Annotated in this window: 28 protein-coding genes; 6 read left to right on the top strand and 22 right to left on the bottom strand. The window is 38.2% G+C overall.

Going from position 1 to position 23,136, the window contains the following annotated elements; all coding sequences use genetic code 11:
* Positions 1 to 186: 186 nt before the first annotated feature.
* Genes CYK16_RS08370 through CYK16_RS08360 form a run of 3 tightly spaced genes read right to left on the bottom strand, consistent with a single transcriptional unit; the run spans position 187 to position 3,341 of the window.
* Positions 187 to 1,446 carry an ABC transporter permease gene (locus tag CYK16_RS08370; protein ID WP_101776884.1) on the bottom strand — a complete coding sequence of 420 codons (1,260 nt, stop codon included), beginning with the start codon at positions 1,444 to 1,446 and terminating at the stop codon, positions 187 to 189.
* A gap of 1 nt (position 1,447) precedes the next feature.
* Positions 1,448 to 2,149: an ABC transporter ATP-binding protein gene (locus CYK16_RS08365; RefSeq protein WP_000811469.1), complete on the bottom strand. Its 702-nt coding sequence runs from the start codon at positions 2,147 to 2,149 to the stop codon at positions 1,448 to 1,450.
* Positions 2,133 to 3,341 (bottom strand): efflux RND transporter periplasmic adaptor subunit, encoded by a 1,209-nt coding sequence (locus tag CYK16_RS08360; RefSeq protein WP_180948759.1) that lies wholly within the window; start codon positions 3,339 to 3,341, stop codon positions 2,133 to 2,135. The genes CYK16_RS08365 and CYK16_RS08360 overlap by 17 nt, the downstream gene beginning before the upstream one ends.
* A gap of 289 nt (positions 3,342 to 3,630) precedes the next feature.
* On the opposite strand from CYK16_RS08360, the gene gor reads away from it, so the two are divergent.
* A complete protein-coding gene (gene gor, locus CYK16_RS08355) occupies positions 3,631 to 4,977 on the top strand; it encodes a glutathione-disulfide reductase (protein WP_077805275.1) in 1,347 nt (448 codons plus the stop codon).
* A gap of 165 nt (positions 4,978 to 5,142) precedes the next feature.
* Here gor and CYK16_RS08350 read toward each other — a convergent pair whose 3' ends face one another.
* From CYK16_RS08350 to CYK16_RS10985, 4 genes are all read right to left on the bottom strand, one after another.
* Positions 5,143 to 5,643 carry a hypothetical protein gene (locus CYK16_RS08350; RefSeq protein WP_000721122.1) on the bottom strand — a complete coding sequence of 167 codons (501 nt, stop codon included), beginning with the start codon at positions 5,641 to 5,643 and terminating at the stop codon, positions 5,143 to 5,145.
* Positions 5,640 to 6,263, bottom strand: a complete 624-nt coding sequence (locus CYK16_RS08345) for an ATP-binding cassette domain-containing protein (RefSeq protein ID WP_000151033.1) — start codon at positions 6,261 to 6,263, stop codon at positions 5,640 to 5,642. Before CYK16_RS08345 ends, CYK16_RS08350 begins: the two co-directional genes overlap by 4 nt.
* Positions 6,260 to 8,242 (bottom strand): hypothetical protein, encoded by a 1,983-nt coding sequence (locus CYK16_RS08340; protein ID WP_060805620.1) that lies wholly within the window; start codon positions 8,240 to 8,242, stop codon positions 6,260 to 6,262. The genes CYK16_RS08345 and CYK16_RS08340 overlap by 4 nt, the downstream gene beginning before the upstream one ends.
* Before the next feature lie 65 nt (positions 8,243 to 8,307).
* Positions 8,308 to 8,634: a hypothetical protein gene (locus CYK16_RS10985; RefSeq protein ID WP_080568211.1), complete on the bottom strand. Its 327-nt coding sequence runs from the start codon at positions 8,632 to 8,634 to the stop codon at positions 8,308 to 8,310.
* Positions 8,635 to 9,069: 435 nt separating this feature from the next.
* On the opposite strand from CYK16_RS10985, the gene CYK16_RS08330 reads away from it, so the two are divergent.
* Positions 9,070 to 9,606: a biotin transporter BioY gene (locus CYK16_RS08330; protein WP_060805621.1), complete on the top strand. Its 537-nt coding sequence runs from the start codon at positions 9,070 to 9,072 to the stop codon at positions 9,604 to 9,606.
* Positions 9,607 to 9,764: 158 nt separating this feature from the next.
* Here CYK16_RS08330 and CYK16_RS08320 read toward each other — a convergent pair whose 3' ends face one another.
* Positions 9,765 to 9,980: a YdbC family protein gene (locus tag CYK16_RS08320; RefSeq protein WP_000807422.1), complete on the bottom strand. Its 216-nt coding sequence runs from the start codon at positions 9,978 to 9,980 to the stop codon at positions 9,765 to 9,767.
* Positions 9,981 to 10,078: 98 nt separating this feature from the next.
* On the opposite strand from CYK16_RS08320, the gene CYK16_RS08315 reads away from it, so the two are divergent.
* Positions 10,079 to 10,399 carry a hypothetical protein gene (locus tag CYK16_RS08315; protein WP_060805622.1) on the top strand — a complete coding sequence of 107 codons (321 nt, stop codon included), beginning with the start codon at positions 10,079 to 10,081 and terminating at the stop codon, positions 10,397 to 10,399.
* Positions 10,400 to 10,428: 29 nt separating this feature from the next.
* Here the strand turns inward: CYK16_RS08315 and CYK16_RS08310 are convergent, their stop codons facing one another.
* The 9 genes from CYK16_RS08310 to rpsP all read right to left on the bottom strand — a co-directional run bounded on the left by CYK16_RS08310 (position 10,429) and on the right by rpsP (position 16,065).
* Positions 10,429 to 10,767, bottom strand: coding sequence for an ATP cone domain-containing protein (locus CYK16_RS08310; RefSeq protein WP_001196039.1), 339 nt, complete (start codon positions 10,765 to 10,767; stop codon positions 10,429 to 10,431).
* A gap of 11 nt (positions 10,768 to 10,778) precedes the next feature.
* Positions 10,779 to 11,498 carry a tRNA (guanosine(37)-N1)-methyltransferase TrmD gene (gene trmD, locus CYK16_RS08305; RefSeq protein ID WP_060805623.1) on the bottom strand — a complete coding sequence of 240 codons (720 nt, stop codon included), beginning with the start codon at positions 11,496 to 11,498 and terminating at the stop codon, positions 10,779 to 10,781.
* Complete coding sequence (gene rimM / locus CYK16_RS08300) at positions 11,488 to 12,006, bottom strand: ribosome maturation factor RimM (RefSeq protein WP_060805624.1); 519 nt, start codon at positions 12,004 to 12,006, stop codon at positions 11,488 to 11,490. The genes trmD and rimM overlap by 11 nt, the downstream gene beginning before the upstream one ends.
* Positions 12,007 to 12,036: 30 nt before the next feature.
* Positions 12,037 to 12,825, bottom strand: coding sequence for an alpha/beta fold hydrolase (locus CYK16_RS08295; protein ID WP_060805625.1), 789 nt, complete (start codon positions 12,823 to 12,825; stop codon positions 12,037 to 12,039).
* Between the two features lie 97 nt (positions 12,826 to 12,922).
* Positions 12,923 to 13,780, bottom strand: coding sequence for an alpha/beta fold hydrolase (locus CYK16_RS08290; RefSeq protein ID WP_000812217.1), 858 nt, complete (start codon positions 13,778 to 13,780; stop codon positions 12,923 to 12,925).
* Positions 13,781 to 13,929: 149 nt separating this feature from the next.
* Positions 13,930 to 14,832: a DMT family transporter gene (locus tag CYK16_RS08285; protein ID WP_060805627.1), complete on the bottom strand. Its 903-nt coding sequence runs from the start codon at positions 14,830 to 14,832 to the stop codon at positions 13,930 to 13,932.
* A gap of 327 nt (positions 14,833 to 15,159) precedes the next feature.
* Positions 15,160 to 15,489, bottom strand: coding sequence for a MazG nucleotide pyrophosphohydrolase domain-containing protein (locus CYK16_RS08280; protein WP_025171702.1), 330 nt, complete (start codon positions 15,487 to 15,489; stop codon positions 15,160 to 15,162).
* A 44-nt stretch (positions 15,490 to 15,533) separates the two neighbouring features.
* Positions 15,534 to 15,773, bottom strand: coding sequence for an RNA-binding protein KphA (gene kphA, locus CYK16_RS08275; protein WP_060805628.1), 240 nt, complete (start codon positions 15,771 to 15,773; stop codon positions 15,534 to 15,536).
* A gap of 19 nt (positions 15,774 to 15,792) precedes the next feature.
* On the bottom strand, positions 15,793 to 16,065 hold the full coding sequence (gene rpsP, locus CYK16_RS08270; RefSeq protein ID WP_000268760.1) for a 30S ribosomal protein S16: 273 nt from the start codon (positions 16,063 to 16,065) through the stop codon (positions 15,793 to 15,795).
* A 626-nt stretch (positions 16,066 to 16,691) separates the two neighbouring features.
* Between rpsP and CYK16_RS08265 the strand changes: the two genes are divergently transcribed.
* The 3 genes from CYK16_RS08265 (at position 16,692) to CYK16_RS08255 (ending at position 18,624) form a co-directional block, all read left to right on the top strand.
* Entirely contained in the window at positions 16,692 to 17,288 is a 597-nt protein-coding gene (locus CYK16_RS08265) for a hypothetical protein (protein ID WP_060805629.1), read from the top strand.
* Positions 17,289 to 17,290: 2 nt separating this feature from the next.
* Positions 17,291 to 17,515, top strand: coding sequence for a helix-turn-helix transcriptional regulator (locus tag CYK16_RS08260; RefSeq protein ID WP_001041101.1), 225 nt, complete (start codon positions 17,291 to 17,293; stop codon positions 17,513 to 17,515).
* 305 nt (positions 17,516 to 17,820) lie between these two features.
* On the top strand, positions 17,821 to 18,624 hold the full coding sequence (locus tag CYK16_RS08255; protein ID WP_060805630.1) for a peptidylprolyl isomerase: 804 nt from the start codon (positions 17,821 to 17,823) through the stop codon (positions 18,622 to 18,624).
* 56 nt (positions 18,625 to 18,680) lie between these two features.
* Here the strand turns inward: CYK16_RS08255 and CYK16_RS08250 are convergent, their stop codons facing one another.
* The 5 genes from CYK16_RS08250 to sodA form a co-directional block, all read right to left on the bottom strand.
* Positions 18,681 to 20,222 carry an ABC-F family ATP-binding cassette domain-containing protein gene (locus tag CYK16_RS08250; RefSeq protein WP_060805631.1) on the bottom strand — a complete coding sequence of 514 codons (1,542 nt, stop codon included), beginning with the start codon at positions 20,220 to 20,222 and terminating at the stop codon, positions 18,681 to 18,683.
* A 1-nt stretch (position 20,223) separates the two neighbouring features.
* A complete protein-coding gene (locus CYK16_RS08245) occupies positions 20,224 to 20,706 on the bottom strand; it encodes a VanZ family protein (RefSeq protein ID WP_000976729.1) in 483 nt (160 codons plus the stop codon).
* Positions 20,706 to 21,791: a dual-specificity RNA methyltransferase RlmN gene (gene rlmN / locus CYK16_RS08240; RefSeq protein WP_000804760.1), complete on the bottom strand. Its 1,086-nt coding sequence runs from the start codon at positions 21,789 to 21,791 to the stop codon at positions 20,706 to 20,708. The genes CYK16_RS08245 and rlmN overlap by 1 nt, the downstream gene beginning before the upstream one ends.
* Positions 21,792 to 21,811: 20 nt before the next feature.
* On the bottom strand, positions 21,812 to 22,342 hold the full coding sequence (locus tag CYK16_RS08235; RefSeq protein WP_001224343.1) for a YutD family protein: 531 nt from the start codon (positions 22,340 to 22,342) through the stop codon (positions 21,812 to 21,814).
* A 156-nt stretch (positions 22,343 to 22,498) separates the two neighbouring features.
* Positions 22,499 to 23,104, bottom strand: a complete 606-nt coding sequence (gene sodA / locus CYK16_RS08230) for a superoxide dismutase SodA (protein ID WP_000974733.1) — start codon at positions 23,102 to 23,104, stop codon at positions 22,499 to 22,501.
* Between the last annotated feature and the right edge of the window lie 32 nt (positions 23,105 to 23,136).

Below are 23,136 nucleotides of genomic sequence, written 5' to 3'. Positions count from 1 at the left end.
TTAAACTTATCAAACGAAATGCCTTTGGATTTCGGAACTTTGAAAACTTCAAAAAACGAATTTTTATCGCTCTCAATATCAAAAAAGAAAGGACAAATTTCGTCCTTTCTAGATCTTAGCTTTTCTTCAACCCACTACAGTTGACAAAGAGCCAAACAAGATAGACGAGTGTCCATCTTGTTTATTCTATTCATAACGAAGGGCTTCAATTGGATCAAGTTTCGATGCCTTGTTGGCTGGCAAGACTCCAAAAATCATACCAACACTAGCCGAAACTGCAAGACTAAATAGGGCAACCGGGATTGACACTCCTACTTCTATACCCGCAATCAAACCTTGTAATAGTATACCAGCTATAGCGGTTAAGCCTGTCGCAATGGTTAGACCAATAACTCCACCTAGCAAGGTCAAAATCATGGATTCAATCAAAAATTGGATTAAAATATTAGCACGTGTCGCGCCCAAAGCCTTACGGAGACCAATCTCACGAGTACGCTCTGTCACCGAAACCAGCATGATGTTCATAACACCAGTCCCTCCAACAAAGAGAGAAATTCCTGCGATGGCACTAATAATCGTAGTTATAAAACCGAACATTTGTTGTACTTCTTGGAAGGCAGCAGTCGTATCTGACACCTGATACTCCCCTTGCTGAAGACCAGCAATCTCGGTCAATTTTCTAGCTAATTCTGGTCCCACTGTTGGTGTCAAACTGGTATCATTGACACGGAAGACAATATCAGAAATTTCATCCATATTGAAGTTATTGGCAAGAGAAATATTAGTTGTAATCGGAAGTCCACCAATACCAAAAGTCTTGGCAGTCTTGGCCTCATCGCTGGTATAGACACCAATGACACGATAGCTAAAGCCACCAACATCTATAACCTGGTTAACAGCTTCTTGAGCAGATCCAAACAGGCTATTAGCAAGTTCTTGGTCTAGCAAAATGACACTGGCAACATCTTTATAATCCTGAGCTATGAGACTGCGGCCTGCAACAATTTCATTTTCAACCGCCTTCATGTAAGTAATATTTCCACCTGTCAAGCTAGCGCGCTCCACTTTTTTGTCTTTATAAGACAAGGTGGTATTGGTCGAGTTGGTTACATAGTAACTGTCCACACCCTTAAGTTTAGCAGCCTCCTTGACCCAAACTTCTTGTGGTTTTGGTGGTTCAACAGGAACATCCTCTTCTTTACCAGATACTGTCAAAGCTGATTGCTTTTGGGTAAAAGAACCATCTTTACTTTTTTTAGAAGAGAAAAAGACACTAATATTCTTCTGAGATTTAGTCATATCTTTGTTGAGCTGTCGAGACATAGAATCACCCAGAGCCATAATCACAACAACTGATGAAACACCGATAATAATCCCAATCATGGTAAGCAAAGAACGCATCTTGTGAGCCATAATAGATGAAAAGGCAAATTTCAGATTCTGCATCTTAGTTTTCCTCCTTTTCTAACTGAGCACTATCAGATGAAATAACTCCATCGCGAATGACAATCTGACGTTTGGCATAAGCAGCTATTTCAGGCTCATGCGTTACCATGATAATGGTTTTTCCTTCTTTGTTCAAGTCAACCAATAGTTGCATAATTTGATTCCCTGTTTTGGTATCCAAGGCTCCTGTCGGTTCGTCCGCTAGAATAATAGAAGGATTATTTACCAAGGCACGCGCAATTGCCACACGTTGCTTTTGACCACCAGATAATTCAGAAGGCAAATGGTGACTTCGTTCTGTCAATTCAACCTTATCAAGATATTCCTCAGCTAACTTGCGCCGTTTTGAAGCCGAAACTCCTGCGTAAATCAAGGGCAATTCTACATTTTGCAGAGCATTAAGTTTGGATAGAAGAAAGAACTGCTGAAAGACAAAACCGATTTGTTGGTTGCGAACCTTGGCTAGTTGTTTTTCACCCAATCCAGCCACTTCTTGACCTTCAAGATAATACTCTCCACTACTTGGTGTATCCAACATGCCAATCGTATTCATCAGAGTAGACTTACCAGAACCAGATGGTCCCATGATGGCAACAAACTCACCCTCATTCACTTCTAGATTGATATTTTTGAGAACCTGCAGTTCTTGGTCACCGTTACGGTAGCTTCTGCAGATATTTTTTAGACTAATTAGTTGCTTCATCAGCCTTCACCTCTTTTCCTTCCTCTAGAGAAGACGTTGGGTTACTGATGACCTTGACTCCATTTGTCAGACCTGAAGTGATTTCTTGGTTGTCTGCATCAGCATTGCCCAAACCAACTTCCACTTTCTTGGCCTTTTTCTGCTCGTCAAGCACCCAGACATAGTTCTTATCATTTTCAGTCACAACACTTGTTAGAGGAACCAAAATGGCTTTACTCTTATTCTTAACCTCAACACTTACTGAGAATCCTTGTTTCAAGTCACCGATTTCACTTGTAACATCGATGGTATATGGATATTTAGAACCAGAATTACCACCTGCTGCGGCAGTAGCTGCACTTGCTGCTTCACCATTGTTTTTAGGGTAGTCAGAAATGTAGCTAATCTTACCAGTCCAGCTCTTATCTTGGTAAACTTTAGAAGTAAAGGTTACTTCTTGTCCTACAGAGAGGTTGGCAAGGTTATATTCAGATAGTTCCCCCTTAACTTGCAAGTTTTCATTACTTACGACATGAACGACTACTTGGCTAGCTCCAGTTGGAGATTTAGAAACATTACGGTTGACTTCGACCACAGTTCCCTCTAGGGTACTGAGAACCGTCATTGCATCCAACTGACTTTGAGCCTTGCTTAATTGCGCTGCTGCATCTGCACGAGCATCACGAGCATCACCTAATTGTGCATCAATAGATGACACTGAATTTCCTGAGACTGGAGCTGGAGTTTGGGCTGCTACACCTTCGCCTCCTGCTGGCGTTGGCAACTGTGGAGCCGGAGCTGAAGCGGCTTCATTTCGCGCTTGGTTGAGTTCGTTGATATGACGATCTGCCTTAGCAACTGCTCGACTAGCTGAATCATATGCCGCCTGTGCTTCTGAACTACTGTACTTAACTAAAGCCTGTCCTTCACTAACCTTATCACCCACAGAAACAAGGATTTCATCTAAATCTCCCTTACTAGCATCAAAATAAACATATTGTTCATTTTTTGCTGTTACTGTCCCTGATAATAAAACAGAGGATGCCACGCTTCCTTCCTTGGCAACAACAAGATGAGTAGCCTCATCTTTTACAGCAGTCTGAGAAGGTTGTCTAAAGAGCAAAATGCCCCCAGCACCCAATACAACCACACTTGCAGCACCGATTGCTGCATACAATTGCCACTTTTTAGCTTTACCATTCTTTTTCATAATGAAACTCCTTTTTGATTTAAAGTTCTTAACAATATTATACAAAAATTATCAATTTGAAACAATAACATTTCAGAACGAAATAATGACATTTCAGGATTTAATTATTGTTCGGAATTTATTTTACAATCGTTGTACTAGTTATATAATACACTTTATTTTTCTTTTTTGCAAGCCTTTTCTTTAATTTTTTTGAACGTAGCAGATTTTTGCAATCACATCAAAAAAAAGATAGAATATGACTATCAAAAAATGACACTCTACTATTTAAAAGAGTATAAAGGAGTTTTCAATGAGAGAATATGATATCATTGCTATCGGTGGAGGTAGCGGAGGAATTGCTACCATGAACCGTGCTGGTGAACACGGAGCCAAAGCGGCCGTTATTGAGGAAAAGAAACTAGGCGGAACATGTGTCAATGTCGGTTGTGTTCCTAAAAAAATCATGTGGTACGGGGCGCAAATCGCTGAGACTTTCCATCAATTTGGAGAAGACTACGGTTTTAAAACTACTGATCTTAACTTTGACTTTGCAACCCTACGTCGCAATCGTGAAGCCTACATCGATCGCGCTCGTTCTTCTTATGATGGCAGTTTTAAACGCAACGGAGTAGACTTGATTGAAGGTCATGCTGAATTTGTAGATTCTCATACTGTTAGCGTAAATGGTGAGTTGATTCGTGCTAAACATATCGTGATTGCTACTGGTGCCCATCCAAGTATTCCAAATATTCCTGGTGCTGAGCTAGGTGGCTCTTCTGATGATGTATTTGCCTGGGAAGAATTGCCAGAGTCAGTTGCTATTTTAGGCGCGGGTTATATTGCCGTTGAATTGGCTGGCGTGCTCCACACTTTTGGTGTCAAGACAGACCTCTTTGTTCGCCGCGATCGTCCTTTACGTGGTTTTGATTCTTATATCGTTGAAGGTCTGGTCAAGGAAATGGAAAGAACAAACTTGCCACTTCATACTCACAAGGTCCCTGCCAAGTTAGAAAAAACTGCTGAAGGCATTACCATTCATTTCGAAGATGGTACTAGTCACACAGCTAGCCAAGTTATCTGGGCTACTGGTCGCCGTCCAAACGTTAAGGACTTGCAACTTGAAAAAGCTGGAGTGACTCTGAATGAACGTGGCTTTATCCAAGTAGATGAATACCAAAATACTGTTGTTGAGGGAATCTATGCTCTAGGTGATGTAACAGGCGAAAAAGAACTAACTCCAGTTGCTATCAAGGCTGGACGTACTTTATCTGAACGTCTCTTTAACGGCAAAACAACTGCAAAAATGGACTACACAACTATTCCAACTGTCGTCTTTTCACACCCTGCTATCGGAACAGTTGGCTTGACAGAAGAGCAAGCTATTAAAGAATACGGTCAAGACCAAATCAAGGTTTATAAATCAAGCTTTACTTCTATGTACTCTGCTTGCACTTGCAACCGTCAAGAAACTCGTTTCAAATTGATCACAGCTGGTTCAGAAGAAAAAGTTGTCGGACTTCATGGAATTGGATACGGTGTTGATGAAATGATTCAAGGATTTGCTGTTGCTATCAAAATGGGAGCAACCAAGGCTGACTTTGATGCAACTGTGGCGATTCACCCAACTGCATCTGAAGAATTTGTAACTATGCGTTAATCGAAATAAAAGAAGCAGAGCAAAAAACACTTCTAAATATCAAAAATCGAGTATTGCCGTAGTTGGAGATACTCGTTTTCTTATGTTTTATTTTATAGTATGTTGAAATAAGATATGCAAAAATCAATTAACAAACCATAACAAAATATAAGGATTATAACACAATCATTTATTCTTTTCTTTAAAAGATTCATATATTTTTTTATATAACTCTTTCATATCTTTTTTCTGAGAATTCAACTCTTCACTACCGTAGTCAAAATTTGCTACTACAAATCCCTCGTCAGCATTAGAAAAAGTAAAAAATTCTATTCCAATGAGTTTATTATGCTTAGAGTCCTCAATAGTGTCTCCTAAATTATTATTAAATTGCTTCACTTCTTCTTCACGAACTCCGAACCCCGCAGCAGCTCCATTTGCAATGATGTTTGAAAATACTTCTTCTGAAGACGCTACTTCTTTCACAGTTATGATATATGTAGCTTCTTCTGTTTCTACTTGTTTCACTTTATTCCATTTTTCTGTATCACTAGAAGAAAGCGTATAGACTATTAACTCCAGTGTTGGTTTATTGGTATTTTCTTTTGTGATCATTTGTTTTCCAAAGAAGAAAATGGCAAGCATTCCAGCTACAAAGATCAAAGCAATATAAATTATCTTTTTCATACATTATCCCCTATATCTTTCATATCAATGATCACATCAACTTCGTTATAGACAGCTGGATCATGCGTCGCTATAATGACATATTTATCTTCATCTCTTTCATTCAATAATAAACGAATAATTTCTTTTCCAATCTCACCATCTAAAGCTCCTGTAGGCTCATCTGCTAAGATAATTTTACGTGGTTTCATTAACATTCTGGCAATAGCTACACGTTGAGCCTGCCCTCCAGACAATTCATATATTTTTTGATGTAAATAGTCACTTGACAGTCCTACTTTTTCAAGTACATCAGTTATTGTTTTTTTGTCTTTAGTGATAAGTTTCAAATTATCATATACTGTTTTGTTATCTATTAAAGAATAATTCTGAAATACATATCCAACAGTATTTTTAAAAAAAGTTCTTTCTTTTATCTTCCAAATATCTTGTTTATCAACTAAAACATTCCCACTGTCAATTTTTTCTAATCTTCCTATAATATTAAGAAGGGTACTTTTACCAGAGCCAGAACCTCCAATCAATGCATAACTTTTTCCAGATTCAAATTTTAAATTTAAGTCTGTAAAGATCTTTTTTGAGCCGAAACTTTTTGAAACGTTCAAAAGGTCAATTGTCATGTTTCATCTCCTTTTAAAATTTTAGTGTAGCTTTCAGATAATTTTCTAAAACTCATGATTATTGACAACATCAAAACGAGCAGAGAAGCAAGACCAATATATAGCAACTCTATTTGACCTGTCATAAGAAATGTAAATAGGATAACGATTGTAATAGTCATCATAAAATACTTGAGACTTGAAATTGCTATATATGTTTTTGACAGACCTAAAATGATTTTCTTCACATATTCATTCTGTTTTAGGGTAATATAAAGTTGGACATATTGATAAATGAGTATAAAGACAATACTGTAAATTATCTTCTGCAAAATTTGTGAAAGTAGAATTTGGTGCTCTAAGGACTGGATCTTTAATTTCACAATTTGGTAAACATCTACTGGATTCATTGAAACATTCAACTGGGTAGCCATTTCATTTATTTTATTTACCGCCTCAGGACTAAAAAGAGACTTAGTTGTTATATTACTAGCCAAAGAAAACTTGTTGTTTTCAATCATTTTGTCCGTATCTAACACAACAACAATGTTATCTGTGCTATCTGCTACACTTGCCATTGGTAAAAGCTCTTTCATTTTATGATTATCATCAGCATCTTCATTGAAATAAAAAATTTTATCACCATCAGGAATTATTTGTACTGCAATTTCTTCTTTTGTATAGTTTGTTCCAATAAATTGTTCTGCTACAACTGTATTCTCAATAGATTTCTGATTTTCTTTCCATTTCTCAGGAATATAAATGGTTGCTATCTTATTATCTAAAAGATGATAGTTTGTTCCATTCACTTTATTTTGTAGGTTAGCACCTGTTTGATTGATATAAATCAACTCTTTATTTATTTCTGGATTCGTTATTCCGTCATTTTCTAATTGTTTAGAAAAATTTTCCATAACATGTGAAGTTTTCATGAAATCTGGAACATATGCTGAGGATCGATCTATATATAAATAATCTAAGTTTTTTAAGGAAGCAGCTATCTGTAGATACTGACCATCCGAATCATTAACTTCTCCATTTTTAGTAGAGTTACTTTCAATTCCAAGGAACTCAATCCTTCTCCAGTCTTTTACTGTGTCCCATGGTACTAAATTCTGTATCTGAATGTTAATACTGGATTGACTACTCTTTGTTTCTTGTAAAAAAACTCCTGAGATAAGGATAATAATCGAAATAATGGCAAGCCATACGACAAAAATAAGTTTATTTTTTGCCTTGTTTTTAATAATTTCAATAGGCTTTTCAACCTGAATCGTCAACCAAAATAAAACAAAGGTGATGAGATCAATGATTTGAAATAGTATAAAATTCGTTAAAATCAGAGAGAAAAATAACTTAGAACTATAGGTGAAGAAACCATTTCCAAAAAAAGAACTGTAAGAAATCATCAATAAAGCCATCATAATCAGTTCAAAAATAAGAGAAATACCATAATCTCTTCTTAGATCGTATACAGGCAATCCCAAAGAACGTCGTATCACTCCTTCTTTAATCTGCTTCGTTCTAACAACAAATAACACAACTAATAAAGTTAAGTAAATTGAACCCATTAACAGTATTCTTAAAGTTCCAGTAAATTGTAAGATTCCTCCTATATACCAAGGATAAGCCATATATACTGTTTGCAACCCCGTCATCGTAAGTGGTTTCAAACTATCTATATCCATTTTCCCAAGGGTGTAATACATCCCTATTATTGGTGTTGACTTTAATTGTTCATTATTTACATCATCAAAATTTACATACCTCAACTGACCCGAACTCTGAACGATGGGCTTGTAAATGGTAACCTTTTCCGATTTTGATAAATCACGAACCATTTCGTATATTTCGTTATTTGAAAGATTGCTTTTTCCTTGAATAGAAAAAGCACCATCAATTGGTAAAGGTATGGGCATTTCTGTATCGCTAATAGTGACCCAACCAATTGCAGCAATCAAACAGAAGAAGAATCCAATGATACATAATTTTAATTTCATAAGCAATTACCATATTACAAGAGACCCTATTTTATAATTGGGTCTCTTGTTTTCATAAATTATTTTTAAAATCTATAATAATCCCAATATGCATTTAATCGAACATCGCTCCAAGATTTTGTAGCACTTGAATATGCCCATCCATAATCTTGTTTATCCTGAGCTTTAACTGTTCCCCAAAAATTCGTTACTGAAGATTTTGAACCAATATTATCTGGAGAACTAACAAAGTAATTCGAATAACCAGAGTTATCATTTACACCATATTCCCATACATCAATAATGGGACTTGGAGCAGGGTGTGCTGTAGTTGCACTAACAATACTAGCTACAGTAGCAAAGCTAAAACTTAAAACACTTGCGACTAGAAAAACAGATGCTTTCTTGTTAATTCTTTTTTCATTTTACTTCTCCTTGAAGTTAAATATTTGATGAAGATTAAATAATAGTCCCTTTTTAGTCCCTCCATATTACTTTAATTTGAATTGATTATATTTAGGTTTTTAATCACCGTTACGGTATCTAGAGTCGTTAAAATATCTCATAACTACCCCTCCTTTTAAAATTGAACACATATAAATGTATCCGTTTACATTTATTAATGTAGCACTTATTTTTTAGTTTGTCAAGTATTTATAGTATATTTTTTATGTATAAAATGGGATTATCCATAAAGGCGATTTTCGAATCAACAAAACAATTATCCAACTTAACCAGTAAGCAAATCGGCTGTTACAGTCTTTGTTACCTTGTTTTAAAAAATTGGTTGACAATAATTACTCCACGAGTATAATAGTTACTATACATTAGAAAAGAGGTTAACTATTTTGAAAAAAGCTCACGTTTATGCCATCCCTGCTATTGGGGCTGCTCTCATTGCTGTTTTAGCACAAATCAGTCTTCCAATTGGACCTGTTCCCTTCACTCTGCAAAACTTTGCAATCGGCTTGATTGCTACTGTCTTTAGACCGAGGGAGGCTGTACTTTCTGTTGGACTCTATCTTCTTCTAGGTGCTATCGGTCTTCCTGTCTTTGCAGGAGGTGGAGCTGGATTTCATGCTTTGATTGGCCCTACTGCAGGCTATCTTTGGTTTTATCTCGTTTACTCTGGACTTACTTCCTCTCTAACCAACAGCAAGAGTGGTGTTGTCAAGATTTTCCTTGCAAACCTCTTGGGTGATGCCCTTGTCTTTGTCGGCGGGATTCTCAGCTTGCATTTTCTAGCTGGAATGGCATTTGAAAAAGCTCTTGTTGTGGGGGTCATTCCCTTTATCATTCCAGACCTTGGTAAACTTCTAGCTATTAGTTTGATTAGCCGTCCCTTACTTCAACGCCTTAAAAATCAGGCTTACTTCGCTAACTAAAAAAGGATATCGAGTTGCCATGACTCAATATCCTTTTCTTTCATTTTAAAAACTTATACTCAATGAAAATCAAAGATCAAACTAGGAAACTAGCCGCAGGCTATACTTGAGTACGGCAAAGCGAAGCTGACGCGGTTTGAAGAGATTTTCGAAGAGTATTAGTTTCCTTTAAAAGCATCCACCATTGTTTGAAATTCTTCATTGGAGAGAGTAATCCCTTTGCCCATTTTAGTATGGTCTGGGCTCCAAGCACGAATATCAAACTTTGCAGGGGCACCATTAAAGCTCACACGGTTGATTTCCTTAGTCCAACCTTTTTCGTTTTCAGAAAGAGTCAACAAGTGCTCTTCAATTTCAAATGTAAATTCTGCCATTTTCTTCTCCTTTTTTAGCTTTCATTTGATTATTCGTAAAATCTTGTAGATTTTAGGAAAATTTTATATAATATTGATATAAAAGAAGGGAGGCCAATATGAGACATAAATTCCAGCAAGTTCTAGATAAAATACATGACTTTTTAAATGGACATGACCAACCAGACCATACTGAAAGCAACTCCCTTACAGCCACTATTGAAGAGGCTATCCAGAAACAAACTGCTGTTCACCTTATCTTGTCTGAGGCAAGCTTTACAGGTGACATCATCAAATACGATCAGCAACGCCAGCAAATTATCGTGAAAAATTTTGCCAAAAATGTGACCCGTATTATCCGCATAAGCGATATTCAACGCCTGCGATTTGTCCCTTCAACCGTCCAAACAGCCCAAAAAAATAGATTTAAGAAAGAGTGAGATGTAGTTGCTTCATCCCACTCTTTTTCTTAGCGAACTTGTTCAAAATGTAAATGAACGGCGATGTGATCTCCATAACCACTTCTTTCCAAGTCACGTTGTAAACGATAGGAAATATAGTGTTCAGCGATGGTAATGTAGCCTGCACCCAGTAAACGATGTTCAACCAAAGACTGAATCATGCTGATGGTAGCACGTTCCACCTTGGCTTCTTCCAAATCCAAAACCACTTTCTTAGTGACTTGTGCAAGGTTTTGACGCAAATCATCTGTCAATACATAGACAGTCTGAGCTGCTTTTAAGATAGCTTGGTAAATCTTATCTGGATTAAATTCAGCAATTTCGCCATCACGTTTGATTACTTGCATAGGTTTCTCCTTTATTCTTTGTTTTCTTTGATTTCTGCCAGCATTTTTTCTTCTTCTGCCGTCAGTTGATAATGTTCAAGCAAATCCGGTCTGCGCTCGTAGGTTTTCTTTAAACTCTCATACAATCGCCACTGACGAATCTTTTCATGGTGCCCGCTCATCAGAATATCCGGCACAACCATACCACGATAATCATAGGGACGTGTGTACTGAGGGTATTCAAGAAGGCCTGAAGAAAAACTATCATCTTGGTGGCTAGACTCCTTGCCAATCACTTCTGGAATCAGGCGTACCGTAGCATCAATCATGGTCATAGCCGCCAACTCTCCACCAGTCAAGACATAGTCGCCCAGGGAAATCTCATCTGTCACCAAGGTCTTAATGCGCTCGTCATAGCCCTCATAGTGACCACAGATAAAGATCAGTTCCTCTTCTTTGGCCAAATCCTCAGCATAAGCCTGATCAAACTGCTTTCCAGCTGGATCGAGGAGAATAACGCGCGGATTTTTCTTTTCAATAGCATCAAAGGCATCGAAAATGGGTTGAGCTCGGAGCAACATGCCCTGTCCACCTCCATATGGCTCGTCGTCTACATGACGGGCCTTTTCAGCCTTTTCTCGGAAGTTATGATACTGGATATCCAAGAGCCCTTTTTCTCGAGCCTTTCCAACGATTGAGTGCTCCAGTGGAGAAAACATCTCTGGAAAGAGGGTTAAAATATCAATCTTCATCGTCTAACCCTTCTAAGATTTCCACATCGACCCGTTTATTTGGAATATCAACATTGAGAACCACTGGTGGGATATAGGGCAATAACAAGTCACGCTTGCCTTTTCGCTTGACCACCCAGACATCGTTGGCACCTGGTTGCAGGATTTCCTTGATAATTCCAATCAAGTTATCACCCTCATAGACTTCCAAACCGATAATCTCGTGATAATAAAATTCACCATCATCTAAGTCATTCAAATCTTCCTCAGCGACCTTAAGACTGTATCCTTTGTACTTTTCGATAGCGTTGATATGGTACATATCTTTGAATTTAATGATGTCAAAGTTCTTCTGTTTACGGTGACTAGCAATAGTTACTGTTTGAACAAACTGATCTTTTTCATCAAACAAGGCCAGATCAGCCCCTTTTTTAAACCGTTCTTCTGCAAAATCCGTCACAGACAAGACTCGCATCTCACCCTGCAACCCCTGCGTATTGACGATTTTCCCAACATTAAAGTAGTTCATCTTGTCTCCTATAGTCTCCTTCTTTCCATCTTATTCTGACAATTCTCGAATAATAGTCGCAATTTTTTCTGATTCTGACCATTGTAAATAATGGTGATTCCCTCCTAAAATGAGTTTAGTATTGGAAGTCCAATATTCTGATTCTCTGTACTCTTTTTCTCTATAAGCCTGACAAAAAATAAATACAGGGACATGAGCTTTTATCGACAAATTCTCAAAATCTTCCTCAGCAATCTCTCCAGATATCTGAAATCCTGAATCTTGCTTTTCCAACTCTGACCCTTTTTCTTGCATTATTTCCCAGATTTCTTTATTAGTTTCAGGGCTAAATGTGGCTTGAGTTAAGTTCTTAAAATAAAGTTCAGGACCACACTCCTCAATCAGCCTCATCTGCTCCTCCATTTCTGGATAAGGATTTTCTGAAAAATCAGCAAACATGACGTTTTTAGTTGTCGGTTCGATTGCTAGTAAAGCCTGACACTTAATTGGTTTATTGAGCAACTTGCAAGCTACAATTCCACTCAAACTATGTGCACAAAGTATATATTCAGAAATCGCCAATTCTTCAAGTACTTTATAAACCGCATCTGCAAGATTATCTAGATTTTTTCCAGCTTGATCATGAACCGGACTCCTACCTGTGTTCGGAAAATCAATTGTCAAATAACCAATTGTAGGAGGAAGTTTTTCAAGTATAAGTGAAAAATTTTCATAACTCGGTAGCAAACCTGCGCCACTTAAACAAACTAACATTTTCTTTTGCTTTTGATAAGTAACAGAGAGACTACCAATTTCTGTATATACTTCAAACCTCTTCATAAAGAAATCCACTCATTCTATATAATGAATTATTAAAAATCCTTATCCTTTATTTTATCACGTTCCAAGGATTTTCACAAGTTGGATAGATCCTATCTTACGGGCCTACTACTTCTTCAAAAAATTCACCAATAAGCTGATTAAACTCTTCAGGATGGTCATTCATAGGCTGGTGTTTGCTATCTGCAATTGTTACTTGACGCGCATTTGGATTTAAGGCAATGATCCCATCGTAGATCATTTTTAGGTGTTTGGGAAAATCATTTTCTCCTCTTACTAATAGCATAGGAGGATTTCCTTGATAACCTTCTATCTCATGGACAGCTAAGAAACCTGTGATTCCAAGGTTCAAAAAAACATCTCTCCCAGTTTCTATAATGGCCGTCTTGACTAATTCTCTTGTGATAGGATTATCTGTACACATTTTTGAGTTCTTATCTGCAATCATCTTCCAAGGAACCGTTTTATACATAAGAGAACTATATTTTATGCGATTTCTCTCTTTATCTGATAGGTAACGATGCTGCCCCCAACTATCTACCATGACCAAGGCTAGAACTCTTTCTGGATGACGATAGGTGTACTCTTGAAGAGGATTTCCTCCCCAAGAATGACCAACCAATATCACCTTATCCAACTGGAAATAGGACAAAATAGCATCTACATCTTGAACAGCACCTTCTAAGTCAGGTAGACCAACTTTCATAGGTGATTCACCCTGTCCTCTAACATTGACAAAGTAGAGGTCAAATCCTTCAAAGGCATCATACTGGTGAGCCCACATCTGACTACGACCACAAGCTCCATGATAAAAAATAATGTGTCCCTTACTTGAGCTTCCAGGACGATGATAAACAGCCAAATCACAATCTACGACAGGTACAATGTGGCGCTCTAACATCTCGTGTTTTCTTTCATAAAAAGCAATAGCTTCAGCTATATCATTTTGCTTCATTATTACACTCTCTCCTCTTTATCCTAGTGTCATTCTTTTTATCTATTTTATCATGCTATATTAAAATCATCGTTTTCCAAACTTAATTCCATTAAAAATTTTGAATTTTCTGTATTATTTAGATTAAGAAAAAGACTGCTCAGCAATCTTTACTTTTTTCTCATCAGATTCATGCCTAAAATTCCAGCAATAATCAAAGTTGCTCCGATCATATGGTAGCTATAAATTGGTTCGTGGAGGATAAGAGCTCCTGCTACAATGGTCAAAACTGTTCCAAGATTACCAAAGACACTGACGGTCGATGCTCCAAGTCGAACAATAGCATAGATAGAGAGACTACCAGTAACGATAGAGGCCAGAATTCCCAAATAAAAAATTGAAAGCAAATAAGACACCTGTCCAAGTGGCGCAAAGTAAGCTAATATGTTCCCCTCTAGATAGTGAGAGGTCAGACTCAGCGTATTAAAGGTGACGAAGCCAACAAATATCACAACAGCTGTCATATCCATGGCTCGATAGCGACCTCCTTTGGACTTGCTGAGAATATTGTTTATCGCATTTGCGAGAACAGATCCCAACATCAAGAGAAAGCCAAAGCTAGCAGTCTCAGTACCAAAGTTAGCTCCCTTACTAAGGAAGATGAAAACTACTCCTGCTACGGATAAAAATAAAAAGAACTTTTGAAGCAAGCTTGTCTTTTCCTTGAGAAAAGCCGATGCTAAAAGGAGCGTAAAAATCGGGACAAGAGCCTGTAAAATTCCAGCTTCAGAAGACGATATATACTGTAAAGCAAAGGATTGAAAAATAAAAAAGAGAAGCGGATAGAAAAGACTCATAGGAAGAATAGAAAGAATATCTTTTCTACTTAAACTCACTCTGATAAGTTTGGTTTGATGAAGAACGACCATTACTAAAGCTGCGATTGTATAGCGATGCGCTAAGTTTGTGAGAGGACTGGCATAGCCTAAAGCAATCTTAGTAAATAAAAAAGAAAAACCAATGATGGCTGAAAAGGATAAGGCAGCTAGGTATGCTTTTGTTTTCTCGTTCATAGATTATTACTCCCTTTAAAAGTAGCTATTCTCAAGATTGATTGACTAGAATTCTTTGAGACTATCTTTCCATTGTAGCATAGTAGAATCCTAGATGCTATTCCTAGGATTAGTATTTTATGCCTACTATCACCCTTTATCTAGTTCATTGACTAAAAAAGACTCTACAAGTCTAATCTGCTTTTCTCGTTCTTATCTCACAAGTTCTAGCTTGTCTACCTCTTGGAGATTCCTTACTTTGATAGTATAATCCACCATTTTCCTTGCTTTATCTTTCTTATATTTACTAATACCTTCTTTATTAGTAAAAAATCATTTCTTATCGTCTTAGAGGTCCCCCTTCAAAAATCCTTCCAAATCTCGTTCATGTTGGTACTTAATGGCTGCAGTTTTATCTTTCTCAAAGATAGTCTTGGTAAGGTCAATATGATTAATAGCTGCTATTGCGACGATATAGTGAATGATATCAGCCAGTTCTTTTGCTAGTTCCTCGTTAGAATCCTGAACTCCCTCTTTTCTACCAGAACGGCCATTCAAAACCTCAGCTACTTCTCCGACTTCCTCCACTAACTTCATAAAGAGACCTCCCTCAGTCCGAAACTGCTGGTAAAGTTCGAGTAGGTAGTCTTGTAATTGTCTAAACGTTAAATCCTTTATATCCTGCTCCTTGCAAAAAAAGCGAGACATTCGTCCCGCCCTTCTTATTTTTCGTCAATAACGACTCTTACTTTTTTATCTTCAGTTGGGACAGAGTAGACAATCGTTCTTATCGCAGAAATAGTGCGACCCTTACGACCGATTACACGACCCACATCACTTTGATCAAGATCCAAATGATATTCCAAAAATTCTGGTGTATCTTCAATCTTGATAGTTAAGGCATCTGGTTGTGAAATCAAGGGTTTCACAATCGCAATAATGAGATTTTCAATCGTATCCATCTGTCAACCTACTTTAAACTTATTTTGAGAATTTAGAATCGTGGAATTTTTTCAATACACCTTCTTTTGAAAGGATGTTACGTACTGTATCTGAAGGTTGAGCTCCATCAGCCAACCATGCAAGAACGCGGTCTTCTTTCAAAGTTACTTGGTTTTCAGCAACAAGTGGGTTGTAAGTTCCAACTGTTTCGATGAAACGTCCGTCACGTGGTGAACGTGAATCTGCTACGTTGATACGGTAGAAAGGTTTTTTCTTAGAACCCATACGAGTTAAACGGATTTTAACTGCCATTTTTAAAGTCTCTTTTCTTATTTTTTATTTGAGTGAAATAGCTGAGCTATTTAGCACATGTTCTATTATAACAGATTTCTGATAGGTGTCAAGAAAAAAACTTGACAGACTATAAAATTCTTAAACCATTTAGAAATTTGTTAGAATAGGAAATAAATGTTTGAAAGAAGCCATCCGTGAATACTATTTTATACTCAATGAAAATCAAAGAGCAAACTAGGAAACTAGCCGCAGGCTGTACTTGAGTACGGCAAGGCGACGTTGACGCGGTTTGAATTTGATTTTCGAAGAGTATTAGTTCTGTAAAAATTAACTTCTACACCTATAACGCTTATTCTGACAGAGTTTATAACAGTCTAAGAAAAAAAGTAGAGATTCATACAGTATCTAGATTTTCCAAAAATTTTTTATCATCAGATATTATTAACGAAACTATCCAAACCAAATCCGATGCATTGCTTCAAAGAATTCTTTAGTTGTTTGACTATCGAGGGCTTTTATTAAAAAAATTTTTCAAATAATTGCCACCTTGGCACATAAATTCTTGCTTTCTAAATTTAAATGTGATATATTTGTAACATAAAATTTAAGTGTTATATATTTATAACACAAAAAAGGAGTCTATCATGAAAAAAAGTCAAAAAATGCGTGGCCTCATTGCAATGATTGCCGTAGCTCTCTTTATTGATTTTATTGTTTTATTTGGTTCTAATCTTAGTTGGGGACCCAAGTTAGTTATTGCTGGTATTTCAGTGTTAGGTCAGATTGTAGCTATTTGGGGCTGGCTACATATGAAACAATGGCCTCATAAGAGTCAGAAAAGTAAGGGAAAGACTATTTTTGACTTGTCTGCTAAGCTTTACACGATACTTTTTTTTGCAGCAAGCATTTTTTATACAGTAGGGATTTGGGTTGCGACCCCAAGCGTAAGTTCTGGTATTAAAGAATGGATTTTGAGAATTGGCCTCGTTATTGAAGTGATTGTATTTGGTTTTTTCTGTTTGAAAAATGTCAAGGAAACTCCGGACGAACGCTTTTATGCTAATTTAGCCAAGGCAGCTAGCTTGATGTTTGTTTTTATACTAGGCGCACTGATGATCCTAGCAGTTATCATTGGGTATATGGGGCCTCTCACTCTTTACATAGGCCAGATATTTATTAGCATAGCTGCCTTGATTTGCATCTTTGCGGTTGTCTATATTATCTTGGAACGTAGGGGATAAGCATGGCCAAAGAAAGCAAGATTATTACTAATCTCAAATCTGTTCGTGAGTCCACAGGCATGACCCAGCAGGAGTTAGCCGACCGCATCGGCATGCGACGCGAGACAATTCTGCACTTGGAAAATAATCGTTACAACCCTTCGCTAGAAATGGCTCTTAAAATTGCTCAAGTTTTTAATCTGAAAGTAGAAGACCTCTTTGAACTCAGACAGCAAGAGGAAGCATAATTCTTTTCGAGACCTAGTATTAAGTTCATTGATTAATTAGTAATTGAGTCCAAAAGAAAAAATCCTTTGAAAATGTGCTCTTTTAAAATATAGTAATTCTTTCGAATTAACGTTTACTAATTGTGATGCCTTACGAGCTTTCTTAAGATCTGGTTTCCTAAATACTTCGAGTACACTTATGGTATTGATACCCCTAAACAAGCGACTTTCTGGTTGGCTTCCTCTTAAACTGTCTTGTCACTAATATTTGAAATCCCCTTCCTTTTAGGGTACAATAGTAGAAATGAATTTTTGAGAGGAATAGAATGAAAAAACTAGCAACCCTTCTTCTACTATCAACTGTAGCCCTAGCTGGATGCAGCAGCATCCAACGTAGTCTGCGTGGTAATGACTATGTTGATTCCAGTCTGGCTGCTGAAGAAAGTTCTAAAGTAGCTGCCCAATCTGCCAAGGAGTTAAACGATGCTTTAACAAACGAAAACGCCAATTTCCCACAACTATCTAAGGAAGTTGCTGAGGACGAGGCTGAAGTGATTCTACACACAAGTCAAGGAGATATCCGTATCAAACTCTTTCCAAAGCTAGCCCCTCTTGCGGTTGAAAATTTCCTAACTCACGCTAAGGAAGGCTATTACAATGGCGTTACCTTCCACCGAGTGATTGATGGCTTTATGGTTCAGACTGGTGATCCAAAAGGAGACGGTACAGGTGGCGAATCCATCTGGCACGATAAGGACAAGACTAAAGACCATGGAACTGGTTTCAAAAACGAGATTACTCCTTATCTCTATAACATCCGTGGTGCTCTTTCTATGGCTAATACTGGTCAACCAAACACCAATGGCAGCCAGTTCTTCATCAATCAAAACTCTACAGATACCTCTGCCAAACTCCCTACAAGCAAGTATCCAAAGAAAATCATCGAAGCCTATAAAGAAGGGGGAAACCCTAGTCTAGATGGCAAACACCCAGTCTTTGGTCAAGTGATTGATGGTATGGATGTTGTGGATAAGATTGCCAAAGCCGAAAAAGATGAAAAAGACAAGCCAACTACTGCTATCACAATCGACAGCATCGAAGTGGTGAAAGACTACGATTTCAAATCTTAAAAACCCAAAAAAATACAGTATCCACATTCGGTACTGTATTTCTTTTATCCTCATTTTTAAGTTAAATTATTAAAATCCCAGATTTGGTCCATCCAGCCTTCATAGAAGTCTGGTTCGTGGCAGACCATAAGGATAGACCCTTTGTATTCTTTAAGAGCACGTTTGAGTTCATCCTTGGCATCCACATCCAAATGGTTGGTCGGCTCGTCCAGCACTAAAACGTTGTTTTCACGATTCATCAAGAGACAGAAACGAACCTTGGCTTGTTCCCCACCTGACAAGACCTGAATTTGGCTTTCAATATGCTTAGTTGTCAAACCACAACGGGCAAGGGCTGCACGAACTTCTGCTTGGTTGAGAGCTGGAAAGGCATTCCAAACAGCCTCTAGTGGTGTTTGGCGATTACCGCCTTCTACTTCCTGTTCAAAATAACCGAGTTCCAGGTAGTCACCGCGTTCCACTTCCCCAGCGATTGGCGGGATAATGCCCAAGAGAGACTTCAAGAGAGTTGTCTTCCCGATACCATTTGCCCCGATAATAGCAACCTTTTGATTACGTTCAAAAGTAAGATTTAGTAGCTTAGTCAGAGGACGATCATAACCAATTTGCAAATCCTTGGCTTGGAAGATAAAGCGCCCTGGCGTACGAGCTGATTTGAAATCAAAGGATGGTTTTGGTTTCTCACTTTGTAATTCGATAATATCCATCTTATCCAATTTCTTCTGACGAGACATGGCCATGTTTCGTGTTGCAACACGTGCTTTGTTTCGAGCCACGAAGTCCTTGAGGTCCGCAATTTCTTTTTGCTGACGTTCGTAGGCAGCCTCTAGCTGAGATTTCTTCATCGCATAGACTTCTTGGAACTGGTAGTAGTCACCAGAGTATCGTGTCAACTGTTGATTTTCCACATGGTAGACAATATTGATAACGTCATTTAGGAATGGAATATCGTGCGAAATAAGGACAAAAGCATTCTCATAGTTTTGGAGATAGCGCTTGAGCCAATCAATATGCTCAGCATCCAAGTAGTTGGTCGGCTCGTCCAACAGCAAGATATCAGGCTTTGCAAGGAGGAGTTTAGCCAAAAGTACCTTGGTTCTTTGCCCACCTGACAAAGAGGTTACATCCGTATCCATTCCAAAGTCCATGACACCAAGGGCACGCGCTACTTCGTCAATCTTAGCATCTAAGGTATAGAAATCACGACTCTCTAAACGGTCTTGAAGTTCGCCAACTTCTTCCATGAGAGCATCAACATCCGCTCCATCTTCAGCCATTTCCATATAGAGCTCATTGATACGGACTTCCGCTTTGAAAAGCTCATCAAAGGCCGTACGGAGAACATCGCGCACCGACTGCCCTTCAGCAAGGACGGAGTGCTGATCCAAGTAACCAGCGGTCACATATTTGGACCACTCAACCTTCCCTTCATCTGGCAGCATTTTACCAGTTACAATGCTCATAAAGGTTGATTTCCCTTCACCATTAGCACCGACCAAACCGATATGTTCTCCCTTGAGGAGACGGAAGGACACATCTTCAAAAATTGCACGGTCACCAAAACCGTGACTCAGATTTTTAACTTCTAAAATACTCATTTTAATTCCTTATCTTGTTTTTATGTAATTGTTTATAGAGGAGCCAAGCCAGATAGCCACCCAAGGTATTGGTCCACAAATCATCAATCTCAAAGACGCGATTAAAATCAAAGAAAAAATCTAAGACTAACTGCGTACACTCAATTCCTAGGCTTATAAGAAAACTGAAAAAGATCACTTTTCTTGTCTTACGCAAATTTGGAAGGAGATAAAGGAGTTGGAAAATCAGAGGAAAAAGTAAGAAGACATTGAGGATATTTTGTAGAAAAAGCCAACATAATTGTCCTATGTCACTCACCTCACCCAGTTTCCAGAGAGAATTGAAAGGAGTCAAAAGAAAAACCAGGCGTCCAAGATGCTGAATACCTGGAGTTTCCACCCCCACGGGAGAATGTTCTTGAGGAGTAAAGCAAAAGTAAACGATACAAATACTATAGAAAATGACTCCCCAGACCAAAATACGATTATAAGTCTTCTTCATCATTAAGGATTGACTGCTGCGACTGCCTTCTGGCGGTCACGTTTCATTGTATTGGAACGCAATTGTCCACAAGCTGCATCAATATCAGTACCATGCTCTTGACGAACAACACAGTTAACCCCTTTTTTCTTAAGCGTATCATAGAAGGCCAGGACGCGCTCTTTAGGACTACGGCTATATTGGTCATGCTCACTAACTGGGTTATAAGGAATCAAGTTTACATAAGACAATTTCTTGATATTCTTGAGCAATTCAGCCAATTCCAAGGCTTGTTCTACACCGTCATTAACTTCATTGAGCATGATATACTCAAAGGTCACACGACGATTTGTTGTTTCGATGTAGTACTCAATAGCCGCAAAGAGTTTTTCAATCGGAAAGGCACGGTTAATCTTCATGATGCTTGAGCGCAATTCATTGTTCGGTGCGTGAAGGGAAACGGCAAGATTGACCTGAACCCCTTCATTAGCAAAATCACGAATTTTATGTGCCAAACCTGAGGTTGAAACTGTGATATGACGAGCACCTATTGCCATCCCCTTGTCATCATTAATGGTACGAACGAAATTCAAGACATTGTTGTAGTTATCAAAGGGCTCACCGATTCCCATGACAACGATATGGCTGACGCGTTCGTCCTGACCACGCTCATCAAAGTATTTCTGAACCAGCATGATTTGCGCTACGATTTCACCGTTATTGAGGTCACGTTGCTTCTTAATCAAACCAGAAGCACAGAAGGTACAACCAATATTACAGCCGACCTGAGTCGTCACACAGACTGACAAACCGTAGTGTTGACGCATGAGTACTGTCTCAATCAGCATTCCATCTGGCAATTCAAAAAGATATTTAACTGTCCCATCAGCAGATTCTTGAACGATACGTTGTTTCAAGGGATTGACCACAAACTGATCATTGAGCTTAGCAATCAAATCCTTGGAAAGGTTGGTCATTTCTTCAAATGACTGGACACGTTTACGGTAGAGCCATTCCCAGATTTGATCTGCACGGAATTTCTTTTCTCCCTGCTCCAAAACCCATTCCTGCATGGTTTGACGTGTTAAACTATAAATTGACGGTTTCATTTCTTCTCCTTATTCTCTACTCACTTCTGACGAATGACAAAATGACGTTGTCCCTTATCCTCTTTCTGAGAATGCTGGTCTTTCTGACGACGTCTATTTTTCTTATCTGCATTCGGTTTTCGTTTGGTTTGAGTCGGTTTCTTTCCTTTTTTAGAAGGCTGTTCTTCTTCCTTCTTACGCATTTTCTTGTCAAATGATGCTCGCTTAGGGGCTTCATTTTCTAAGACAAAATAGGCACAACCATAACTACAATACTCTAAAAGGTAGTCTTGTAAACGACTGATTTTTTCAAGTTTTTCTTCTGTTCGATCATCCTTATAAAAACCTCGTAGGCGAAGCTGTTCGTTGCTCCAATCTCCCACTATATAATCAAACTTGGTTAAGACTTCTGAAAAACGCTGATTAAAAGCCGTCACATCGAAGGCATCCTTGATATTTTCCACCAAGGAAAAAGCTATCCCTTCCGTTTCGACCTTGTCCCCGTGTAAATGAAACTCAGGACCAGGAAACTTGTTATAGTTGTATAATTCAGGTGCAATTTCTTTTCGCATAGATATCCTTTTTTCACGATTACTTAATACTTTATTCTACCATAATTTCTAGCAGTTAGCACGTTTCTCATAAAAATGAAAAAAGTCTGACGATTTTATCAGACCAGAATCATATAACCTAAAAAAGAGAAGAACAATTCTTCCCTCCAACTATCATTATTTAGCAGCTGCGTACAATTCATCTACTTTGTTCCAGTTGATCACTGAGAAGAAAGCTTTGATGTAATCAGGACGCACGTTGCGGTATTTCACGTAGTAAGCATGTTCCCAAACGTCCAAGCCCAAGATTGGTTTTTTACCTTCTGAGATTGGTGTGTCTTGGTTTGCTGTTGAAGTCACTTCAAGTTTACCTTCTTTGTTGACAACCAACCATGCCCATCCTGAACCGAAACGAGTTGTTGCTGCTGCAGTGAAGGCTGCTTGGAATTCTTCAAATGAACCAAATGTTGCATCGATTGCTGCTGCAAGTTCTGCTGAAGGAGCTGTTTTCTCAGGAGTCATCAATTCCCAGAAAAGAGCGTGGTTCAAATGTCCACCACCATTGTTAATAAGCGCTTGACGGATATCAGCTGGGATAGATTCTACATCAGCAAGCAAGGCTTCAAGATCTTCACCGATTTCAGGGTGTTTTTCAAGAGCTGCATTAGCATTGTTGACATAAGTTTGATGGTGTTTGTCATGGTGCAAATGCATTGTTTCCGCATCGATGTATGGTTCCAAAGCGTCGTATGCATATGGAAGATCTGGTAAGATAATAGCCATCTGTAATACCTCTTTTTCTTTCTATATGAAAA

This window comes from Streptococcus oralis subsp. dentisani (genome assembly GCF_002860905.1).
Classification (GTDB): Bacteria; Bacillota; Bacilli; order Lactobacillales; family Streptococcaceae; genus Streptococcus; species Streptococcus oralis_BA.
This window is presented reverse-complemented; position numbering and strand designations above follow the sequence as displayed.